The 19,057-nt window shown below is 41.1% G+C and carries 11 protein-coding genes; 6 read left to right on the top strand and 5 right to left on the bottom strand.

Annotated elements, in window-relative coordinates; all coding sequences use genetic code 11:
• Positions 1–94: 94 nt before the first annotated feature.
• Both ACM5QX_RS20355 and ACM5QX_RS20350 read left to right on the top strand, forming a co-directional pair.
• Positions 95–337, top strand: a complete 243-nt coding sequence (locus ACM5QX_RS20355; protein WP_414755174.1) for a hypothetical protein — start codon at positions 95–97, stop codon at positions 335–337.
• Positions 334–1,560, top strand: coding sequence for an RNA-guided endonuclease InsQ/TnpB family protein (locus ACM5QX_RS20350; RefSeq protein ID WP_414755173.1), 1,227 nt, complete (start codon positions 334–336; stop codon positions 1,558–1,560). The genes ACM5QX_RS20355 and ACM5QX_RS20350 overlap by 4 nt, the downstream gene beginning before the upstream one ends.
• 118 nt (positions 1,561–1,678) lie before the next feature.
• On the opposite strand, the gene ACM5QX_RS20345 is transcribed toward ACM5QX_RS20350, so the two are convergent.
• From ACM5QX_RS20345 to ACM5QX_RS20330, 4 genes are all read right to left on the bottom strand, one after another.
• Positions 1,679–2,848 (bottom strand): nucleoside hydrolase, encoded by a 1,170-nt coding sequence (locus tag ACM5QX_RS20345; RefSeq protein ID WP_414755172.1) that lies wholly within the window; start codon positions 2,846–2,848, stop codon positions 1,679–1,681.
• Positions 2,849–3,011: 163 nt separating this feature from the next.
• The gene (locus ACM5QX_RS20340) at positions 3,012–3,641 is read right to left on the bottom strand and encodes a response regulator transcription factor (protein WP_414755171.1); all 630 of its coding nucleotides are present in this window, start codon (positions 3,639–3,641) and stop codon (positions 3,012–3,014) included.
• A 52-nt stretch (positions 3,642–3,693) separates the two neighbouring features.
• The gene (locus ACM5QX_RS20335; protein WP_414755170.1) at positions 3,694–4,686 is read right to left on the bottom strand and encodes a S1C family serine protease; all 993 of its coding nucleotides are present in this window, start codon (positions 4,684–4,686) and stop codon (positions 3,694–3,696) included.
• Between the two features lie 125 nt (positions 4,687–4,811).
• On the bottom strand, positions 4,812–5,480 hold the full coding sequence (locus ACM5QX_RS20330) for an HAD family hydrolase (RefSeq protein WP_414755169.1): 669 nt from the start codon (positions 5,478–5,480) through the stop codon (positions 4,812–4,814).
• Between the two features lie 70 nt (positions 5,481–5,550).
• Between ACM5QX_RS20330 and ACM5QX_RS20325 the strand changes: the two genes are divergently transcribed.
• Positions 5,551–6,381, top strand: a complete 831-nt coding sequence (locus ACM5QX_RS20325; protein ID WP_414755168.1) for a uroporphyrinogen-III synthase — start codon at positions 5,551–5,553, stop codon at positions 6,379–6,381.
• An 86-nt stretch (positions 6,382–6,467) separates the two neighbouring features.
• Here the strand turns inward: ACM5QX_RS20325 and ACM5QX_RS20320 are convergent, their stop codons facing one another.
• Positions 6,468–6,920: an Hsp20/alpha crystallin family protein gene (locus ACM5QX_RS20320; RefSeq protein WP_414755167.1), complete on the bottom strand. Its 453-nt coding sequence runs from the start codon at positions 6,918–6,920 to the stop codon at positions 6,468–6,470.
• Between the two features lie 356 nt (positions 6,921–7,276).
• Between ACM5QX_RS20320 and ACM5QX_RS20315 the strand changes: the two genes are divergently transcribed.
• The 3 genes from ACM5QX_RS20315 (at position 7,277) to ACM5QX_RS20305 (ending at position 19,040) form a co-directional block, all read left to right on the top strand.
• Positions 7,277–7,597: a DMT family transporter gene (locus ACM5QX_RS20315; RefSeq protein WP_414755165.1), complete on the top strand. Its 321-nt coding sequence runs from the start codon at positions 7,277–7,279 to the stop codon at positions 7,595–7,597.
• A gap of 942 nt (positions 7,598–8,539) precedes the next feature.
• Positions 8,540–13,675, top strand: coding sequence for an eIF2A-related protein (locus ACM5QX_RS20310; protein WP_414755163.1), 5,136 nt, complete (start codon positions 8,540–8,542; stop codon positions 13,673–13,675).
• A gap of 115 nt (positions 13,676–13,790) precedes the next feature.
• Positions 13,791–19,040, top strand: coding sequence for an eIF2A-related protein (locus tag ACM5QX_RS20305; protein WP_414755162.1), 5,250 nt, complete (start codon positions 13,791–13,793; stop codon positions 19,038–19,040).
• The last annotated feature ends 17 nt before the right edge of the window (positions 19,041–19,057 follow it).

Here is a 19,057-nt window from a genome sequence, read left to right as displayed (position 1 = left end):
ACGTGCTATGTCTCTTATCCAGTCTGCTTTGTAGCTTCTTTGTCACCCCTTCAGGTTACTCACGCTGGCTTTGCAAGATAAAAACTACAACATTTTGGTTGCCGAACATAGGGACAGAATAACAAGATTCGGCTTGAGTTATATTAAGCTTCTGTTATCAGCCACAGGTAAAAGACTAGAGATTGTGAATGATGTTGACAACGGAAAAGATGAGCTAATGCAGGATTTAGTTTCTGTAATTACCTCATTTGTACAACGCATTTATGGATTGCGAAGAGCAAAGTGTAAAACGGAGAAAATCATAGCAGAACTGCATCGCAATGGAGCAGAAGAATGAGATTAGTAGAGCGTCATATTGTCAAAACAAATCATCAATTTTACAAAGAAATAGATGATTTAGCATGGCGTTCTAAGAATCTGTATAACTACGCCAACTATTTAGTTCGGCAATCATTCATTTTTGACAGTAAGTATCTCAATAATGCAGCCGTATTCCATCTAGTAAAACACCATGAATCATACACGGCTTTGCCAAGAAAGGTAAGCAATCAAGTATTGATGGTGTTGCACCGGAATTGGAAATCATTTTTTGAGGCACAGAAAGCCTACAAGCAACACCCGTCAAAGTTCAAAGGTCGTCCGAAATTGCCCAAGTACAAAGATAAAGAAAAGGGGCTAAATATCGTAATTTACGAACTTGGTGCAATTTCAAAACCGTTACTAAAACAAGGAGTAATCAAATTATCTCAAACTGAAATCCAATTTCCCACAAAAGCCAGCAACATTAAGGAAGTGCGCCTAATTCCCCAGTGCGGACAGTATGTAATTGAAGTGGTGTATTTGCAAGACGTAACGCCACAACAATTAAATCCTGATTGGGTAGCTGGTATTGATATCGGATTAGATAATTTAGCGGCGTTAACTTCAAACAAGCCCGGATTCAAACCAGTTCTTGTTAACGGACGACCACTAAAAGCTATCAACCAACAATACAACAAAGCTAAAGCTCGTCTGCAATCTCAACTCAAGGGTAACGCCAAAACATCACGCCGGATTCAAGCATTAACTTGCAAGCGTAACAACCGGATTGATAATTATCTGCACAATGCCAGCCGATGGATTATTAATCACTTAGCTAGTGCGGGTATTGGTACATTGGTGATTGGTAAAAATGACCAATGGAAACAAGAAATTAATCTGGGTACAACAACTAATCAGAACTTCGTGAGTATTCCTCATGCGCGGTTTATTGAGCAGTTAAAATACAAAGCTGAATTAGTTGCTATGACCGTTTTGATTAACGAAGAAAGCTATACATCGGCTTCATCATTCTTGGACTTAGATCCAATCCCAGTTTATCAAGAAGGCGTGAAACATAGTTTTAGTGGCAAGAGAATCAAAAGGGCTTGGTACCAATGTGCTAATGGAAGATTTATCCATGCAGATATTAACGCTAGTCTGAATATAACAAGAAAGGTAGTCCCTGCGGCTTTTAGCTTAGGGATAGCGGGTATTGCAGTTTGCCCTTCTCGGATTACTCCGGGTAAAGTAGCGATTTAGGATATTTGTCCATAAATCTACTAACTGTTATTTCAATAATTTGTAATTCGTAATTTCTGGCTAGCATAGGGCATGGAAAAGTAGTTAATTTTCCATACCCTATGCCCAAACTTTGCTACTAAACTTTTTTCTGAGAACGTCGCGTCATCATACCAGCACTGACTGTAGCTAGAAGTAAGATTCCTGCAATTGATGTTGGTTCAGGAACAGACTGGGTTTGTAGGTAAGAGAAGACTTGGCCTGGTCGGAAGGGCAAATTATTAAAACTGGGGTTGAGGGAAACTAGAACATTAGGGGGCAAATTAGGAATAGCACGAGTTTGCCCTTGAGTATCCCCAGGATCTGAGGTCGTATCAACTTCTAAGTATAAGGGAGTTTCTACTGAGAAATCTGGTTCACTCAAGTTAATGGCTGCAACTAGATCCCAAGCTGGGTTGGGGTCATTGTTACTTTGAATTACGGTCAAGGCAAAGTCTAAAAATTCTGCTGCTAACTTACTTTCTGGTGTTGCAGTAGCTAGCCATGCTTGTTGATCGGCACGAGAAAAGGCAATCTGGTTTGTAGCATCCAGGGGGGTCAACTGAATTTTTAATCCTTGCCCTCCGGCTGCAAATACTTCTTGTGCTGCTAAAGGGTCAACCCAGATGTTGAACTCAGCTGTCGTGTTGGTAGAAAATGGGGGATCAGGCAGGACTGGGAGATTTCCAGGTACGAAAACAGCGCCTCCCATGATTTCGATGATGGCAATGTTGTTGATAATTGTGGGGTCAAGCCGTAATGCTTCAGCAATATTGGTTAAAGATCCAGTTGCCAAGATTGCTACAGGTGCTAATGACTGCTTCACTTTCTCCACAATCAGTTCTGCGGCTGGTCGAGTTACTATAGGTGGTGCTGTATCAGGTAGTTGGACGAAGGGAGACCAAAAAGTATCTGCACCAGTGCGAATAAATTCTGGGAAAGTATTATTTCCTGCCAGGGGAGTGGATCTGCCGATACCAACAGGGATGCCAGAAGCATTTAGTCTGCCTAGCATCCGTTCCAGGTTGTTCACAAAGCTTTCTGGGCGGGCTATACCTTGGGCGATGGTAATTGCTTGGACATCAAATTTGGGATTGGCTAGCATATAAGCCAATGCAGTCATGCCGTCTTGGCTGCCATCGTCGTCGATGATTAGGGGTGTTGGCTTAAAAGAGGCTGCAAGTGCAGGTTGGCTACAAAAAATTGCTGTGATTGATACTAAAGAAGCAGCAGTAGAAAACAACTTCTGCACATTAGGAATTTTGAGCATAAGAATATCGTTTCTAGACTTTTAGTTGAGGAGATGGCTGATATCTAGCTATCTAGAGAATGATACCTTAATGGCTGCGTAAATTACATAGTTAAAACAAGGTTAATTATACTAATCAATTACTTAATCTTTTCTTTAGAAGTTGTTAATAAAGTTGCAAAAATTACAAGAGAATTAAGCCTAGTCGGACACCAACGGTAACAGCTTCGGTGCGGGTGGAGACGGCTAGTTTCTGAAAAATAGAGGAAACATGAAACTTAACTGTGTGGTCAGAAATATGTAGACTTTGAGCGATCGCTTTATTACCTAAGCCAGAACCAAGCATTTGTAAAACCTCTATTTCTCGCGGTGTCAATGATTGGACAGGATTAGTTACTGCCTTTTCTCGTGCAGAAAAAAATTCTAGGACATCTGGATGTATGACAATGAGACCAAGGGCGATCGCTTCAATTGCCGTCAAAATTTCTAATTCTGTGCTGGTGTCAAGTAATATACCCCGTACACCAGAACGTAGTGCTGTTTCTATATCAATTCCCTCCAGTTCTTTGACAATCAGGATCACTCTCAATGGGTCTTGTTGTTCTTGGATGACTAGTAATTTATCCCAATCTGATTGAGAGTTTCTGCCCCAATCTAACAGCACTACATCTAGTTGTGATTGCTTAAGTTCCCTTGTCAGTCCATCTATATCCGATACACTCCCCACAACGGTCATCTGAGGATTACCCGCTATCACCGCAGATAATCCCGCCCTTACTACATGGGAAGCAGCAACTACCATTACACCAATCATCTAATTTATACCGTATTTTTCCTGGTAGTATTAACTACAAATTGCTGTTTTCCTATCTCTTCCCATGCCTCCTGCCGCCCTCATGTCTTCTGCCACCTGATTCATGCCCTCGTCCATGTGGTTCATGCTTTCTACCTTCCTCAATCACCTGACTTTCACCGACGACAACATCTAACTCCAGCAACGCCCCACCGCGAATAATTTGTAATGTGATGGGTTTGCCAATGCGATCGCTATGATTAAGTAATGCCAGTACATCGCCTGTATCATTGACGGCAATACCATCAAACTTAACCAACACATCTCCTAGTAACAAACCTGCATGATCAGCCGGGCTAGCAGCTTCAATATTGACGACAATTACCCCAGTGGTGGAAGTTAAATTTAAGGCTGTTTTGAGATTGTCTGGTAACCGGACTGGCTGCATTCCTACACCCAAATAGCCACGGGAAATTCTACCTTTGGCTAGTAATTGGTCAATAACGCGATTAACTGTCGTGGCTGGAATGGTCAAAGCCGTACCCCGTCGTCCAGATGTATTCATTCCCACTACGTAGCCAGCAGCATCTACAAGCGCCCCACCGGCAAAACCAGGATAAAGGTTGATGTCTGGACGAATGAATTGGTCTATATTTCCGCCACTTATACTGCGCCAAGCCCCACTCAATGCACTCACCAGCCCCATCGCTGCACGGATGTCACCTTCGCTACTTCTCGCCAAGCCTAATACTAAATGACCAACTTTGAGGGTAGCTGCATCACCAATCTTGGCTACAGGGATTTGGACATCTTGTAACTGAAAGACGGCTATATCAGTGCTGGAATCATGACCGAGGAAAGTCGCGGGTAGGCTTTTTCCCTCAGATACGGTAATGGTAATTTCGTCATAGTGCGGAAGTGACTCATCTGAGGTGATAATCATCCCATCGCGCCAATGAATCCCACTAGAGGAAATTCGTGTACCTGCATTTACAGCAACTACAGAACTACCAGCCTGTTCGACTATTTCGGCTAAACTATTGGATAAACCTATTAATGAAGACATCAATTTTCCCTACATATTTTCTTGGATGTTCATATCTTGCCGTTTTGTCGGCAGAGATAGCATCGGAAAAATGGGGAGAATTTAACCTAGACAAATGGCTAGTAGTGGACAATAGAGTGGTTAATCTAAGCCTCTAGCCTCTGTTCTAAAAATTCACTGGCTTGTTCTAAAGAATCTAAAATTTTGTAAGTCAAGCATCTGATTTCCGGTGATGGTTGTTCTATGTCGGGAACCATAATCGGATACATCCCAGCGCTAAAAGCTGCTTCTACCCCTACACATGAGTCTTCAAAAACTATGCACTGCAAAGGTGCAACATGAATTCTGCGACTAACTTCTAAATATATATCTGGTGCGGGTTTACCTTGTGGTACATCTTCGCTGGTGACAATTGTTGTAAAGTAAGGCAAGATGCCAGCGTTGCTTAAACGGCGGATGGTACGGCTACGGGATGTGCCTGTTCCTAAAGCGATGATGATCCCTAAACTATTTAGTTGACACAACAAGTTTAACGCACCTGGTTTCATTGGCAAACCTTCTTGCAGTTCTCGGCGATCGCCAATTTCAATTCGGTGTTTTTTTATCGCATCAAAAGGAAAATCATTGCCATATCTTTGTTTGAGAATTTTTTCTCGCCATGACAAATCACGCCCGACAAATTCACTATAAAAATTATCACTCATTATATATCCATGACTGGCCAGGGCTTGCTGCCATGCCCAGCGAGCAATGCTTTCTGTATCAAAAAGCAAACCATCCATATCAAAGATTGCGGCGCGGATATTTGCTAACACACTTAATCCCTTATTTTCAGCTTCACAACAACACACTATACAATTACGCTGCTTAATTCGATATTTGCCAATGTCTAACTTGCTAACTGCATCTCACCAATTGCCCTTATACGGAAAAAGAATTTTAGTAACAGCGCCAAGAAACTACGCTTCTAGGTTGTCTGCACAAATTATCTGTAAGGGTGGTTTACCGATTCTCATGCCCACGATAGAAACCTGCTATTTATCTAACTTTTCTCAATTAGATGCTGTTATCGGCTGCATAAATGAGTTTGATTGGATTGCATTTACTAGTAGAAACGGCATCATAGCATTTTTTGAACGTCTACATAATTTAGATATTTCTATAACTAAATTGCAAAATTGTCAATTATGTGCATTGGGGAAAGATATAGATGTTTTATTATCTTTGTTTGGTAGAGTCGATTTAATTCCTGATGAATCTAGCCCGGCGGGGATTGTGGCTAAATTTTCGCAAATACATGGAATTAGTGGACAAAAAATCCTAGTTCCAGTGCCAGAAGTTATAGGCATACCTGAGCCTAATATTGTGCCTAATTTTATCAAGGATTTAGAAAAATTGGGTATGCAGGTGATTCGTGTACCTACATACATAACTCAATCTTTAGACAAAAATATTTACTCGGTGGAAATAAATTTAATCCAACAAGGCTTAATTGATGTGATTGCTTTTAGTAGTACGGCGGAAATAGAAAGTTTTCTCACAATGTTTAACTCTAAAAATGAGTTTCAGCATTGTGTTGTTGCTTGTTTTGGCCCTTATACAGCCGCCAACGCCCAAAATTTAGGTCTGAATGTTTCTCTTGTGTCAACAGACTTTAGTTCTTTTGAAGGTTTCGTAGAAGCAATAGTAAAATTTTATATTGATAGTCCAATGTAAATGCGATCGCCTATGTAATATCGTAAGCGATCGCAGTTCATCAAATATTTTGTAGAATGAGCAAATATGCCCATTCTAGAAGCTAGTTAGCCAACAGCAGATTCAATGTTAACCTTCACGACTTTATTCTTTTCTGCTTCGGCTTTAGGTAATGTCAAATTCAAGATACCATCTTTATATTCTGCCTTGACGTTGGTATTTTGAATACGTGTGGGTAAGGGGATTACGCGTTGGAATTTGCCATATTGGAATTCGCTTTTGACAACACCCTTATCTTCCGTCTTAGTTTCAGATTTACGTTCGCCACTAATATAAACTGCTTTGTCAGTTACTTGTAAATCTACATCTTTAGCATCAATTCCAGGAAGTTCTAGTTTTAGATGAATTGCTTCTGCTGTTTCATGTAGTTCAGCAGCAGGAACTCTAGTTAGGGTTCTTTCTAATACTGTAGATGGTAGCATATCTTCCTCAAACAAATGATTTAATTGACGTTGTAAAGTATTTAAATCTTGCCAAGGGTTCCAACGAATAATTGTCATATCTTTGACTCCTCTAAGGTTTTCCTGGGAATTGCTTCCAGGCTTTAATCTTTCATTTGTTCTCATCATATTGAGAAAATAGGTGAGTGTAAATTCGGTTTTTATCACTTAATAGATGATGATGACCGAACCGTAAAACCCAGGATTTTCAGGTACGGAAAACACACATTTTCCTGGTTCGGTAAACTCTACTGTAGATATGAAATTTAATCAGAAAGTCTAGAATATAAGATTTTTAAAATAGCTGTTCTCCAGATAGCAGAAATGTGAAAAATAAATTTATAAGCTATTTAGATAGCAGCATGATTTATTTTTGCTGATAATACATTTTGCTTTTGTAAAAAATACATCACAATATGTCTACAAGTTTAGTTTACTTGCTGATGGCAATTATATTTGAAGTTTCCGGCACCACCTGCATGAAATTATCAGATGGTTTTAATAAATTGACACCTTCTATTTTGATATTTGTATTTTATGGACTTTGTTTTACTTTCCAGACACTATCCCTCAAAAATATTGATATTAGTATTGCTTACTCTGTTTGGGCAGGGTTAGGAACTGCTTTAATTGCTGGTGTTGGTCTAATTTGGTTTCGTGAATCCATGACAATAGTTAAGTTTATCTCTATGACTTTAATTATCGTGGGAGTAGTTGGCATAAATTCAGGGAAATAAAAACTCTACCCACAAGGGGATATAGTTTTGTCAGTGGTCAGTGGCAAAGATATGTAAAAACCACTCCATGTGCGGGTTGGGGTATGAGACCAGTTTCAACAACTGACAACTGACAACTGACACACAAAGCGCAATAAAAATACCTCATACAAACTATGTATGAGGTAAAAACAGAGGAAATCAACAAAGGATGATAATGTAATTTCGCCTTGTCAAGCTAGGAGAAAGTGTTGTGGTAAAGTATGACCAACTTAGTTGATAGGGTAACCGCCCAGTGTAGATAGTGACTATCGCAAATCTGACAATGGTGTTAGAAAAATTAGCAGACTAATCAATATCAGTCTGCTTTATATGCTCTTGAAAATAGTAAAGATGGAACGATTAAGACCGTAATTCCTTTACTTTGCATACTCTAGCAAAAGCGAGTTGCTTTTTGTAGCCAGTTTGGCTAATTTTTACTATTTTCCGGCAATACAAAAGTCACAAAATAACTTCGCCAAACTTTTATGTAGGAATTTGATTTGATTATTTTGGGGTAGCCTACAATTGCACATAAAAATCTCAGCATCTGTAGGGTGGGCAATGCCCACCTTATTATGGTTTTAGTTGGCAATGCCCCATACTACCTGTATTTCAAAAATTAAGTATGAATCCTATATTACTAATAATGATTTAGAAATGTATTTTATTATTAACATTTTGCAGAATTTATTGCTACATAGTTGTAAGAAACGACATTAAACCTAACTTATAGCCGAAATTAATCAATTGAACTCTAGCTTATGTCAATATAGTATCCGGGAGAGAACCATAGTCATATAAGATATCGAGTCTGTTCACCTCCTATACGGCACGAGTCGTCGTGTCCAAGCAAAACAGTACAAATATATTAATATCGGATTTTTATATTTAGTTTTCCGTAGGAAATTTTGAATTAAAAAAATGTCTCCACTCGGTGTTGCTACCAGTCATTCAACTCATACCCTAGCAACAGGGAAAGCAAAACTTTGGCTGTTGCTAGTGGGAGTTAACCAATACCAAGATGAAAGACTACCAACATTGCGTTATTCGGCTGTTGACTGTCAAGGTTTAGCAACAGCTTTAGCCGATGCAACTTGCAGGTTTCCCGATAAATCAGAGTGGGTACATCATGATTTTGCTACCCAACTACCCACACTGACCACAGTACGAGATAGTTTAAGGCAAGTTACTCACCAGGCTCAACCAGAAGACACGATTTTATTTTACTTTTCTGGTCACGGTATCCTAGAACCCGGTTCTCAGCAGGCGATTTTGTGTTTAGCAGATACTCAAACAGATGATTTATTGAATACAGGTTTAGGTTTACCAGAACTTTTGCAATGCTTGGAAAATAGCCAAGCACAGACGCAGCTAGTTTGGCTAGATGCTTGTCATAGTGGTAGCCTCACATTTAGAGGCGCAAGGAGTAACCATACACCAGCATCTTTGCCCAATCCTACACCCCAAATAGTGGAATTATTACGCCAACGGGCAAAGCAAAGTAAAGGATTCTACGCCTTACTTTCCTGCGATACCAATCAACAATCTTGGGAATTTCCCGAATTAGGACACGGGGTATTTACTTATTATTTGATGCGGGGGTTGCGGGGTGAAGCCGCAGACATACAAGGTTTAATCGATGCTGATGGGCTTTATCGCTACGTTTATCACCAGACACGACAATATATTGAACAAACCAACCAACAATTACGGCTAATTAATCAACAAAATCGCAGTCGGGGAAATACTCAGGTTTATTCAGAATATCCATTGCAAACACCAAAGCGTATTGTTGAAGGTGTGGGGGAAGTAATTTTGGGAGTCAAACCTGCGTTAGTTGTGTCTCCCGATGCTCGAAAAGCCTTGATTGTGGAAGGGTTAGCAATTAATCAAACAACTCTGGCTTTTAGTCAACTGTTGGGGACTGTAGGGGACTTTGAGATTGAGTATTGGCCTCTGGCTCATAGCAATCAAGATTTACAGGCTAAGATTGGCAATTGTTTACAAACCAGAGAACTAGAGACAGAAAACCAGCAAAATCATTTTGCCACAATCCTGTTATATTTGCGGGGTAAATTGGCACAAAGCCCAACTGGTGAACCTGTGTTAATACTGGGGGAAAATATCCAGTTGAGTCGTTCTTGGTTAAGACAACAATTGAGGCGATCGCTATACTCCCAACAAATTATCATCTTAGATTGTCCTTTAGACCAACATAGTCACATATCCTTACAAGATTGGGTAGAAGACTTACAACTGGGATTCGAGCAAGGACAATGTATTATAGCGGCTGCTTCATCACCAGAAAATCCTCAACAATTCCTGCAAACCCTACACTCTAACTTACAGGCGAATCAAGAACAACCAAACCTCTCAGCCGCCGCTTGGATTAACCAATTGCAACTATCCTCCCCATTACCCTTACACATTTGGCTATCGGGTACAAAAGGGGTCATTGAAATTATCCCTGCAAGTACTGCTGCTAAAGGTAAACAGCCAAACACCATCGTTGATTTAGGTATTTGTCCCTACAGAGGATTACAAGCCTTCCAAGAAGAAGATATCCAATATTTTTACGGTAGAGAAACCCTCACCCAGCAACTTATCGCAGACTTAGCAACTAAGTCATTTATGGCTGTAGTGGGTGCATCGGGAAGCGGTAAATCTTCTGTCGTCCAAGCCGGTTTAATCGCCCAACTCCGCCGGGGTCAGCAATTACCAGGGAGTCAACAATGGTGGATGAAAAGCCTCCGTCCTGGGGAAAATCCTCTAGTCAGCTTATCCCATTGCTTAGTAGATAGTGGTACCGCAAAAGAAAAAGCGTACCAACAAATGCAGCTAGAAGGGATGTTATATCAAGGGGCGCAAGGATTTGCCCATTGGCTACATCATCGCAGTGAACCAATGATAGTTTTGGTAGTAGACCAATTTGAAGAATTATTTACCCTAGCAGCTAGTGAGGATAGGCAAAGATTTATTGACACTGTTTTGGGTGCGTTGGAGTTATCACCAGACAAATTTAAATTAATTGTTACTCTCCGGGCAGATTTTATCGCCCCCTGTTTAGAAATACCTACCTTAGCAAAGCTTTTACAGCAGTCAAGTATTTTGCTACCGCCTTGCTTAACTCAAGAAGAGTACCGCCGCATTATTATTCACCCCGCCGAAAAAGTAGGGTTAACAGTAGACCCGGAATTAGTCGAGGTGCTGTTACAAGAGTTACATAACTCCCCTGGAGATTTACCACTACTAGAATTTGTTCTCGAACAATTGTGGGAATATCGAGACAAAGGCGTAATTACCTTACAAGCTTACCAGCAATACTTGGGCGGCATTAAAGGCGCATTGGAAAGGAAAGCCCAGGGAGTTTACGACACTCTAGACCCAGAAGCCCAAGAATGCACAAGGTGGATTTTTTTATCACTGACACAGTTAGGTGAAGGAACAGAAGATACCAGGCGGCGACTACTCAAGTCTGAGTTAATTGTCAAAAAATACCCCGTTGCTTTAGTAGAAAGAACATTGCAAGTTTTGACTGCTGCTAAGTTAGTGGTGGTAAATGGGGATTGGGAAGAGGCAGGAGGTAAGAGGCAAGGGGTAGGGTGCAGGGGGCAGGGGGAAAATATCTTGCTGACAACTCCTTCCGTGACGATAGAAGTAGCCCATGAGGTGATAATTCGTCACTGGTCAACTCTACGGTGGTGGTTGGAAGAAAATCGTAGTAGACTGCGATCGCATCGACAAATTGAACAATCGGCGGCTTTATGGCAGCAAAACAACCAACAGCCTGACTTTTTATTACAAGGTGTCCGATTAGCAGAAGCCGAGGAAATTTATCTGAATTACACAGATGAATTATCTTGGGATGTTCAACATTTCATTGAAGCTTGTCTCCATGAAAGGCGACGCAAACAACACCAGGAACAAAGCCGACTCAGACAAGCACAAAGGGCTGTCAGTATTATCAGTACGTTGGGTTTAACGGCCTTTGGTTTAGCGGTTTTTGCTTATCAACAAACCCAAAACGCCCAAATCAAAGAAATTCAAGCTTTAAATTCTCTGTCGGAAAACTTTCTCCTCTCCCACAAACAATTAGAAGCACTCATGACTAGTGTGCAAGCCGGGAAGGAAGTACAAAACATTAGCTTAGGCATCCCCACAGATACCCGCACACAAACAGCAACCGTTTTACAACAAGCAGTCTACAACACTCAAGAACGCAACCGTTTACTGCATAATGCTTGGGTAACTAGTGTCAGTTACTCACCAGATGGTGAAGTTATTGCTTCTGGTAGTGTAGATAACACCATCCATCTTTGGCGTAGAGATGGTAAATTGCTGACCACTCTCACTGGTCATAATGATGGGGTAAATAGCGTCAGTTTTTCCCCCGATGGTGAAATTATCGCCTCTGGTAGTGCAGACAGCACCATCAAACTTTGGCAACGCAACGGTAAACTAATCACCACACTCAAAGGACATGACCAAGGTGTCAAGAGTGTTAGTTTTTCCTCCAATGGTGAAATTATCGCTTCTGGTAGTAGTGACAATACCATTAATCTTTGGAGTCGTGCAGGTAAATTACTACTTACTCTCAATGGCCATAGCCAAGGTGTCAATAGTGTCAAATTCTCCCCAGAAGGTGATACCATCGCCTCCGCTAGTGATGACGGAACCATCAGACTGTGGAGTTTAGACGGTCGCCCTTTAATCACCATCCCCTCCCACACAAAACAAGTATTGAGTATTAGTTTTAGCCCCGATGGGCAAATAATTGCTTCGGCTGGTGCAGACAATACCATCAAACTCTGGAGTCGTAACGGTACTTTGCTGAAAACTCTAGAGGGACATAATGAAGCTGTTTGGCAAGTAATGTTTTCACCTGATGGACAGTTAATTGCTACCGCCAGCGCTGATAAAACTATTACCCTTTGGTCTCGTGATGGCAATATCTTAGGAACTTTTGCTGGACATAACCATGAAGTCAATAGTCTCAGTTTTAGTCCCGATGGCAATACATTAGCCTCAGGCAGTGATGATAATACTGTTAGACTGTGGACTGTGAACAGAACACTACCCAAAACCTTTTATGGACATAAAGGCAGTGTCAGTTACGTCAAATTTAGCAATGATGGTCAGAAAATTACCTCACTCAGTACCGACAGCACCATGAAAATCTGGAGTCTGGATGGGAAATTACTGCAAACCTTATCGTCTCCTCTACCTGATGTCACCAGTGTCGGTTTCACCCCAGACAATAACATCGTTGCCTTAGCTAGTCCTGACCATACTATCCACCTTTACAATCGGGATGGCATTTTACTCCGTAGCTTACCAGGTCACAACCATTGGATAACGAGCTTAAGTTTCAGTCCCGACAATCAAATATTAGCTTCTGGTAGCGCTGATAAAACCATCAAACTTTGGAGTGTAAACGGTCGCTTGTTGAAAACTCTCTCAGGGCATAATGGTTGGGTGACAGATATTAAATTTAGCGCTGATGGGAAAAATATTGTCTCTGCTAGTGCTGACAAAACCATCAAAATTTGGAGCTTAGATGGTAAGCTAATCAGGACTTTACAAGGTCATAGTGCTAGTGTTTGGAGTGTCAACTTTTCACCCGATGGTCAAACTCTCGCTTCAACTAGTCAAGATGAAACTATCAAACTCTGGAATTTAGATGGCGAATTAATCTACACCCTCCGGGGTCATGGTGATGTAGTTTACAACTTAAGTTTTTCACCTGATAGTAAAACAATAGCCTCAGCTAGTGACGACGGCACAATTAAGCTATGGAATGTCACTAATGGCACATTACTAAAAACCTTCCAAGGACATCGCGGCGGTGTCAGGAGTGTGAGTTTTAGTCCCGACGGTAAAATTTTGGCATCCGGTGGACATGATACTACAATCAAAGTCTGGAACCTGGAGGGGATAGAACTACAAACCCTAAATCTAGATGAGTTGTTAAACCGTGCTTGCGATCGCCTGCATAATTATCTCACAACCAACCCTAATATAACTACAGAAGAGTATCAGCTTTGTTTTGGAGATTAGGAAGCAGGGAGCAAGGAGCAGGGAGCAGGGAGCAGGGGGAGCAAAGAAGAATAACTATGGACTGTTGACTGTTGACCAATGACTAATGACAACTGATAACTGACTAATTAAAAATATGCCTCGTGCTGTTGCTACTAGTAGTTTAAACCAAAGCCAAAAAACTGTTGCTCCAAAATTATGGTTACTATTAGTGGGAGTTAATGAATACCAGGATAAGCAATTACCATCATTGCGTTATTCAGCAGTTGATTGTCAGGTATTGGCAGAAGCTTTAATTAGTGCAACCCAAGAGCAATTTTCTCAAAAAGAAATTAACATCTATCATGATTTTGCTGCGGAATTACCGTTGTTAACTCATGTGCGTACCAGTTTAAAACAAATTACTACATCTGCTCAACCTACAGACACTATCTTATTCTACTTCTCCGGTCACGGAATGCTGCAAGCAAAGACGCAGCAAGCATACTTATGTTTGGCAGATACACAAAAAGATGACTTAGAAAATACAGGTTTGTCCATTCAAGAATTATTACAATTTTTCAGTCATAGTGGCGTTCAAAATCAGTTAGTTTGGCTTGATGCTTGTCATAGTGGCGGAATGACACTGCGTGGATTGAATCCCACACCCCAACTAGTTGCAGTTCTAAAACAACGGGCTGCCAAAAGTCAAGGATTTTACGCTTTACTATCCTGCGATACAGACCAGCAATCATGGGAGTTTCCCGAACTGGGTCATGGGGTATTTACATATTATTTGATGCGGGGTTTGCGTGGTGAAGCGGCTGATAATCAAGGGATAATTTCGGCTGATGGTTTATATCGTTATGTTTATTACCAAACACTACAATATATAGATAAAATAAATCAACAACTAAGGTTGATCAATCAACAGAAACGAGGCAAGGGAGATACCGAAATTTATAGTGAATATCCTCTACAAACACCAAAGCGAATTGTCGAAGGAATTGGGGAAATAATTATTGGGAGAATGCAGGCGATCGCTGAATTAATTCCCCCAAGAAAAGCCTTAGTCATTGAGGGGATTATCGGTTCACAAACAGCATTAGATTTTAGTAAAGTCTTGGGTCAAGCCGGAACATTTGAGTTACAATATCTAACTCATTCTGCAACAACAACTGCCCAAAATATCCGTGAAACTATTAAAGATTGTCTACGTTCTCAAAATCAACTAAAGCAATACACATCCGAAGCACCAGCTACCGTCCTGTTATATCTGCGTGGACGACTAGAAGAAACCCCTACAGGAGAAGCTGCATTAGTTTTATTCCATGATATTTGGTTAAGTCGTTCTTGGTTAAGGCAACAATTACGCCGTTCTTGTGTCACCCAACAAATCATCATCCTAGATTGTCCAGCCAGAACCCACAGTCTATCTCTGCAAGATTGGACAGAAGACTTACAACTTAGCTCAGATACAGGACAATGTATCATTGCTGCGGCTTGTCCCCAAAATAACCCAGAAATCTTTGCCCAAGCACTCATCGCCACTTTAAAAACTGCTTCTGCACCCGTTGGTTTATCAGTAGCCGCCTGGATAAACCAATTACAAATCCATCTAGCAGCACAAACACCAATTAACCCTTCTATCCCACTGCATATATGGCTGTCGGGTACGCAAGGTGTAATGGAAATCATCCCATCAAGCAATAGTGCATACAAAAATCAAAAACAAACCGTCTTAGATTTAAAAATTTGCCCCTATCGCGGTTTAAGAGCCTTTAGCGAAGAAGATGCTCAATATTTCTATGGTAGAGAATCTCTAACTCAACAGTTAATTTCCCAACTAGCTCACAAATCATTCTTAGCTGTCGTCGGTGCATCCGGTAGCGGTAAATCTTCCGTCGTTCAAGCAGGGTTAATTGCTCAACTCCGCCCCGGAAAACAATTACCCGGTAGTGATTCATGGCTAATTAAAACCATCCGTCCTGGCGCACGTCCCCTAGAAGCTTTAGCGCACCGCTTGGGAGAGGGGAAAGCAGGGGAGCAAACAATTCAAAATTCAAAATTCAAAATTCAAAAAAAAGAGCGGGGAGCAGAGGAGCAGGGGAGCAGGGGAGAAAAAATTTACCTAGTCCCCCAGTCCCCAATCCTCCACCTAGAAGCCATGCTCTACCAGGGTGTAGAAGGCTTCGTCTACTGGTTACGTAGCCGACCAGAACCGATGGTGGTGTTAGTGGTTGACCAATTTGAAGAATTATTCACCCTTGCACCCAATGAAGACAGACAGCGATTTTTAGAACTGCTACTGGGGGCAGTGGAATATGCCTCTGATAAGTTTAAAGTAGTGATAACTGTGCGAGCAGATTTTATCAGCGCCTGCTTGGAAGTACCAGCACTAGCTCACTTATTGCAGCAATCCAATATATTAGTTCCCCCCAACTTGAGTGATGACGACTATCGCCGTGTCATCGTTGAACCAGCCGAACAAGTGGGTTTAAAAGTAGAAGCAGGGTTAGTAGAAGTTCTTTTACAGGAGTTAAACCACTCAGCTGGCGATTTACCACTATTAGAGTTTGTCTTAGAACAATTGTGGGAACATCGCCAAGCTGGTGAGTTAACTTTGTCAGCTTATCAACAGCAAATCGGTGGTATCAAAGGCGCGTTAGAACGCAAAGCCCAGGAAGTTTACGAAAGCTTAGACTCACAAGCCCAAGAATGCGCTCGGTGGATTTTTCTCTCACTCACACAGTTAGGCGAAGGAACAGAAGACACCAGACGCAGGGTGTTGAAATCTGAGTTGGTAGTCAAAAAATATGCTGATGACTTAATTGAAAGAACCCTCTTAGCGTTAATATCTGCGAAGTTGGTAGTAGTGAATTTAGAAGAAGAAAGCAAGGTAGAAGCAGGACAAAGTAGAACTTCCTCATCTCTCCCTACTCCTTATTACCCTTTATCTCTAGAGGGAACCCCACCTTCCCCAATCACAATAGAAGTCGCCCACGAAATCCTTATCCGCCACTGGTCAACCTTGCGCTGGTGGTTGGAGGAAAATCGTAATAGACTGCGATCGCAGCGTCAAATTGAACAAGCTGCGGCATTGTGGAAACATCATCACGCCCAACCAGATTTTTTATTACAAGGTATCCGCCTAGCGGAAGCCGAAGAAATTTACATCAAATACACCGATGAATTATCTCAAGATGTCCAGAATTTCATCGCCGCTTGCTTAGCCGCCAGACAACAACAACAATTAGAACAAAAAAAGCGACTCCGCCAAGCCCAAAGGGCTGTAGCTATCATCAGTATTTTAGGTATCGCCGCTACTGGTTTCGGTGGTTTCGCCTATTTTCAAAAACGCTCCGCCCAGTTGCGCGAAATAACCGCTTTAAATGCTTCATCGGAGGCGCTGCTATTATCGAATCAACAGTTAGAAGCTATTATTGCTAGTGTGAAAGCAGGAAAAGAACTAAAACAAGTTTTTGCACCAGAAAAAGATGTACAAATAGCCACAGTTGCCACTTTTCAACAAGCCATTGCCAACACTCAAGAAATTAACCGCTTGCAAAGTCACGCTCAACAAGTCAACGCCGTGAGTTTTAGTCCAGACGGCAAAGTTTTAGCTTCTGCTAGTGACGACAGGACGGTAAAACTCTGGGATATACATGGTCAATTAATCACGACTATCGCAGCATCCCAAAAAAGAGTAACAGCGATCGCTTTTAGCCCAAATGGTAAATATCTTGCTATTGCTAACGCTGATTATACCATTAAACTTTATGCCTTTGACACTTCATGTTTAACCTTAAAAAGTCTACAAAAATGTATACAATTAATCAAAACTTTCCCTGGACACACAAATATTGTTACCGATGTAGTCTTCAGTCCAGATAGTAAAACTATCGCTTCTAGTAGCTTAGATAAAACTATAAAAATATGGCGCTTTGATGGCAGCATCATTAATACATGGAATGCTCATAATGGCTGGGTAAACTCTATCAGCTTTAGTTCCGACGGTAAAATTATAGCCTCCGGTGGCGAAGATAATTTAGTCAAACTCTGGCAAGCAACAAATGGTCAGTTAATAAAAACTCTGGCAGGACATAAGGAACGTATTACCAGTGTTAAATTTAGTCCTGATGGTAAAATTCTTGCTTCAGCCAGTGGCGACAAAACTATCAAATTCTGGCATACAGAAGGTAAATTTTTAAAAACGATAGCAGCACACAATCAACAAGTTAACAGCATTAACTTTAGTGCTGATAGTAAAATTCTAGTTTCTGCTGCTGCTGATAGCACTATAAAAGTTTGGAAAGTAGACGGTACGCCAATTAAAACAATTCCCGGACGTGGCGAACAAATCAGAGATGTGACATTTAGCCCTGATAATAAATTCATCGCCTCAGCCAGTAACGATAAAACCGTGAGAATCTGGCAATTGAATTATCAAAAATCACAAACATCTAATGTTAATAGTATCAGCTTTAATCCTGATGGTAAAACATTCGCCTCGGCGGGTTGGGATGGCAATATAACAATTTGGCACAAAGAAAAATTAGCTCGTTCATCACTGTCTACAATTCAAACAAATCAAAATATTATTACAGCCGTTAGTTATAGTCATGATGGTAAAACTATAGCCACAGCTAGCGCTGATAACACTATTAAACTTTGGGATAGTAGAACTCAGCAGTTAATTAAAACATTAACTGGTCACAAAGATAGAGTTACAAGCCTGATTTTCCATCCCAATAATCAAACAATTGCCTCTGGAAGTGCCGACAAAACTATTAAAATATGGCAGATAAATAATGGTCAATTATTACGCACCCTCACAGGACATAATGACGAAGTGATAAGCATCGATTATAGTCCTGATGGTCAATTCCTCGCATCAGGTAGCGCTGATAATACAGTGAAAATTTGGCAGACAGACGGCAAATTAATCAAAAATATCACAGGTCACGCTTTAGCGATCGCCTCAGTAAAATTTAGCCCAGATAGCCAAACCCTCGCCTCTGCCAGTTGGGATAATACCATCAAACTGTGGCAAGTAACAGATGGAAAACTCATCAATAACCTAAGTGGACACACAGACGGCGTAACTAGCATCAGCTTCAGCCCCGACGGTGAAATTTTAGCCTCCGGTAGTGCAGACAACACCATCAAACTGTGGAATCTTCCCCACGCCACATTACTCAAAACCCTCTTCGGACATCCAGGTAAAATCAACAGCCTTGTTTTCAGTTCTGACGGTAAAACTTTGCTAAGTGGTGGTGAAGACGCTGGGGTAATGGTGTGGAATCTAGATTTAGATGACTTAATGCAGCAAGGATGCGATCGCATCACCGATTATCTCCAGTATAATAACAATGTGAGTGCAGTCCACTCTATTTGTCAAAAGTGAGAAGCGATTAACTCCCC

Source organism: Anabaena sp. CCY 9910 (genome assembly GCF_963920875.1).
Lineage (GTDB): Bacteria > Cyanobacteriota > Cyanobacteriia > Cyanobacteriales > Nostocaceae > Trichormus > Trichormus variabilis.
The sequence above is the reverse complement of the archived record's forward strand: the minus strand, read 5'-3'. Positions and strand labels throughout refer to the sequence as shown.

Excerpts from the sequence above, each read along its gene's own strand:
- ACM5QX_RS20350 (WP_414755173.1), top strand. The coding sequence starts at position 334 with ATGAGATTAGTAGAGCGTCATATTGTCAAAACAAATCATCAATTTTAC.
- ACM5QX_RS20325 (WP_414755168.1), top strand. The coding sequence starts at position 5,551 with ATGTCTAACTTGCTAACTGCATCTCACCAATTGCCCTTATACGGAAAA.
- ACM5QX_RS20340 (WP_414755171.1), bottom strand. The coding sequence starts at position 3,641 with ATGATTGGTGTAATGGTAGTTGCTGCTTCCCATGTAGTAAGGGCGGGA.
- ACM5QX_RS20315 (WP_414755165.1), top strand. The coding sequence starts at position 7,277 with ATGTCTACAAGTTTAGTTTACTTGCTGATGGCAATTATATTTGAAGTT.
- ACM5QX_RS20345 (WP_414755172.1), bottom strand. The coding sequence starts at position 2,848 with ATGCTCAAAATTCCTAATGTGCAGAAGTTGTTTTCTACTGCTGCTTCT.
- ACM5QX_RS20335 (WP_414755170.1), bottom strand. The coding sequence starts at position 4,686 with ATGTCTTCATTAATAGGTTTATCCAATAGTTTAGCCGAAATAGTCGAA.
- ACM5QX_RS20305 (WP_414755162.1), top strand. The coding sequence starts at position 13,791 with ATGCCTCGTGCTGTTGCTACTAGTAGTTTAAACCAAAGCCAAAAAACT.
- ACM5QX_RS20310 (WP_414755163.1), top strand. The coding sequence starts at position 8,540 with ATGTCTCCACTCGGTGTTGCTACCAGTCATTCAACTCATACCCTAGCA.
- ACM5QX_RS20320 (WP_414755167.1), bottom strand. The coding sequence starts at position 6,920 with ATGACAATTATTCGTTGGAACCCTTGGCAAGATTTAAATACTTTACAA.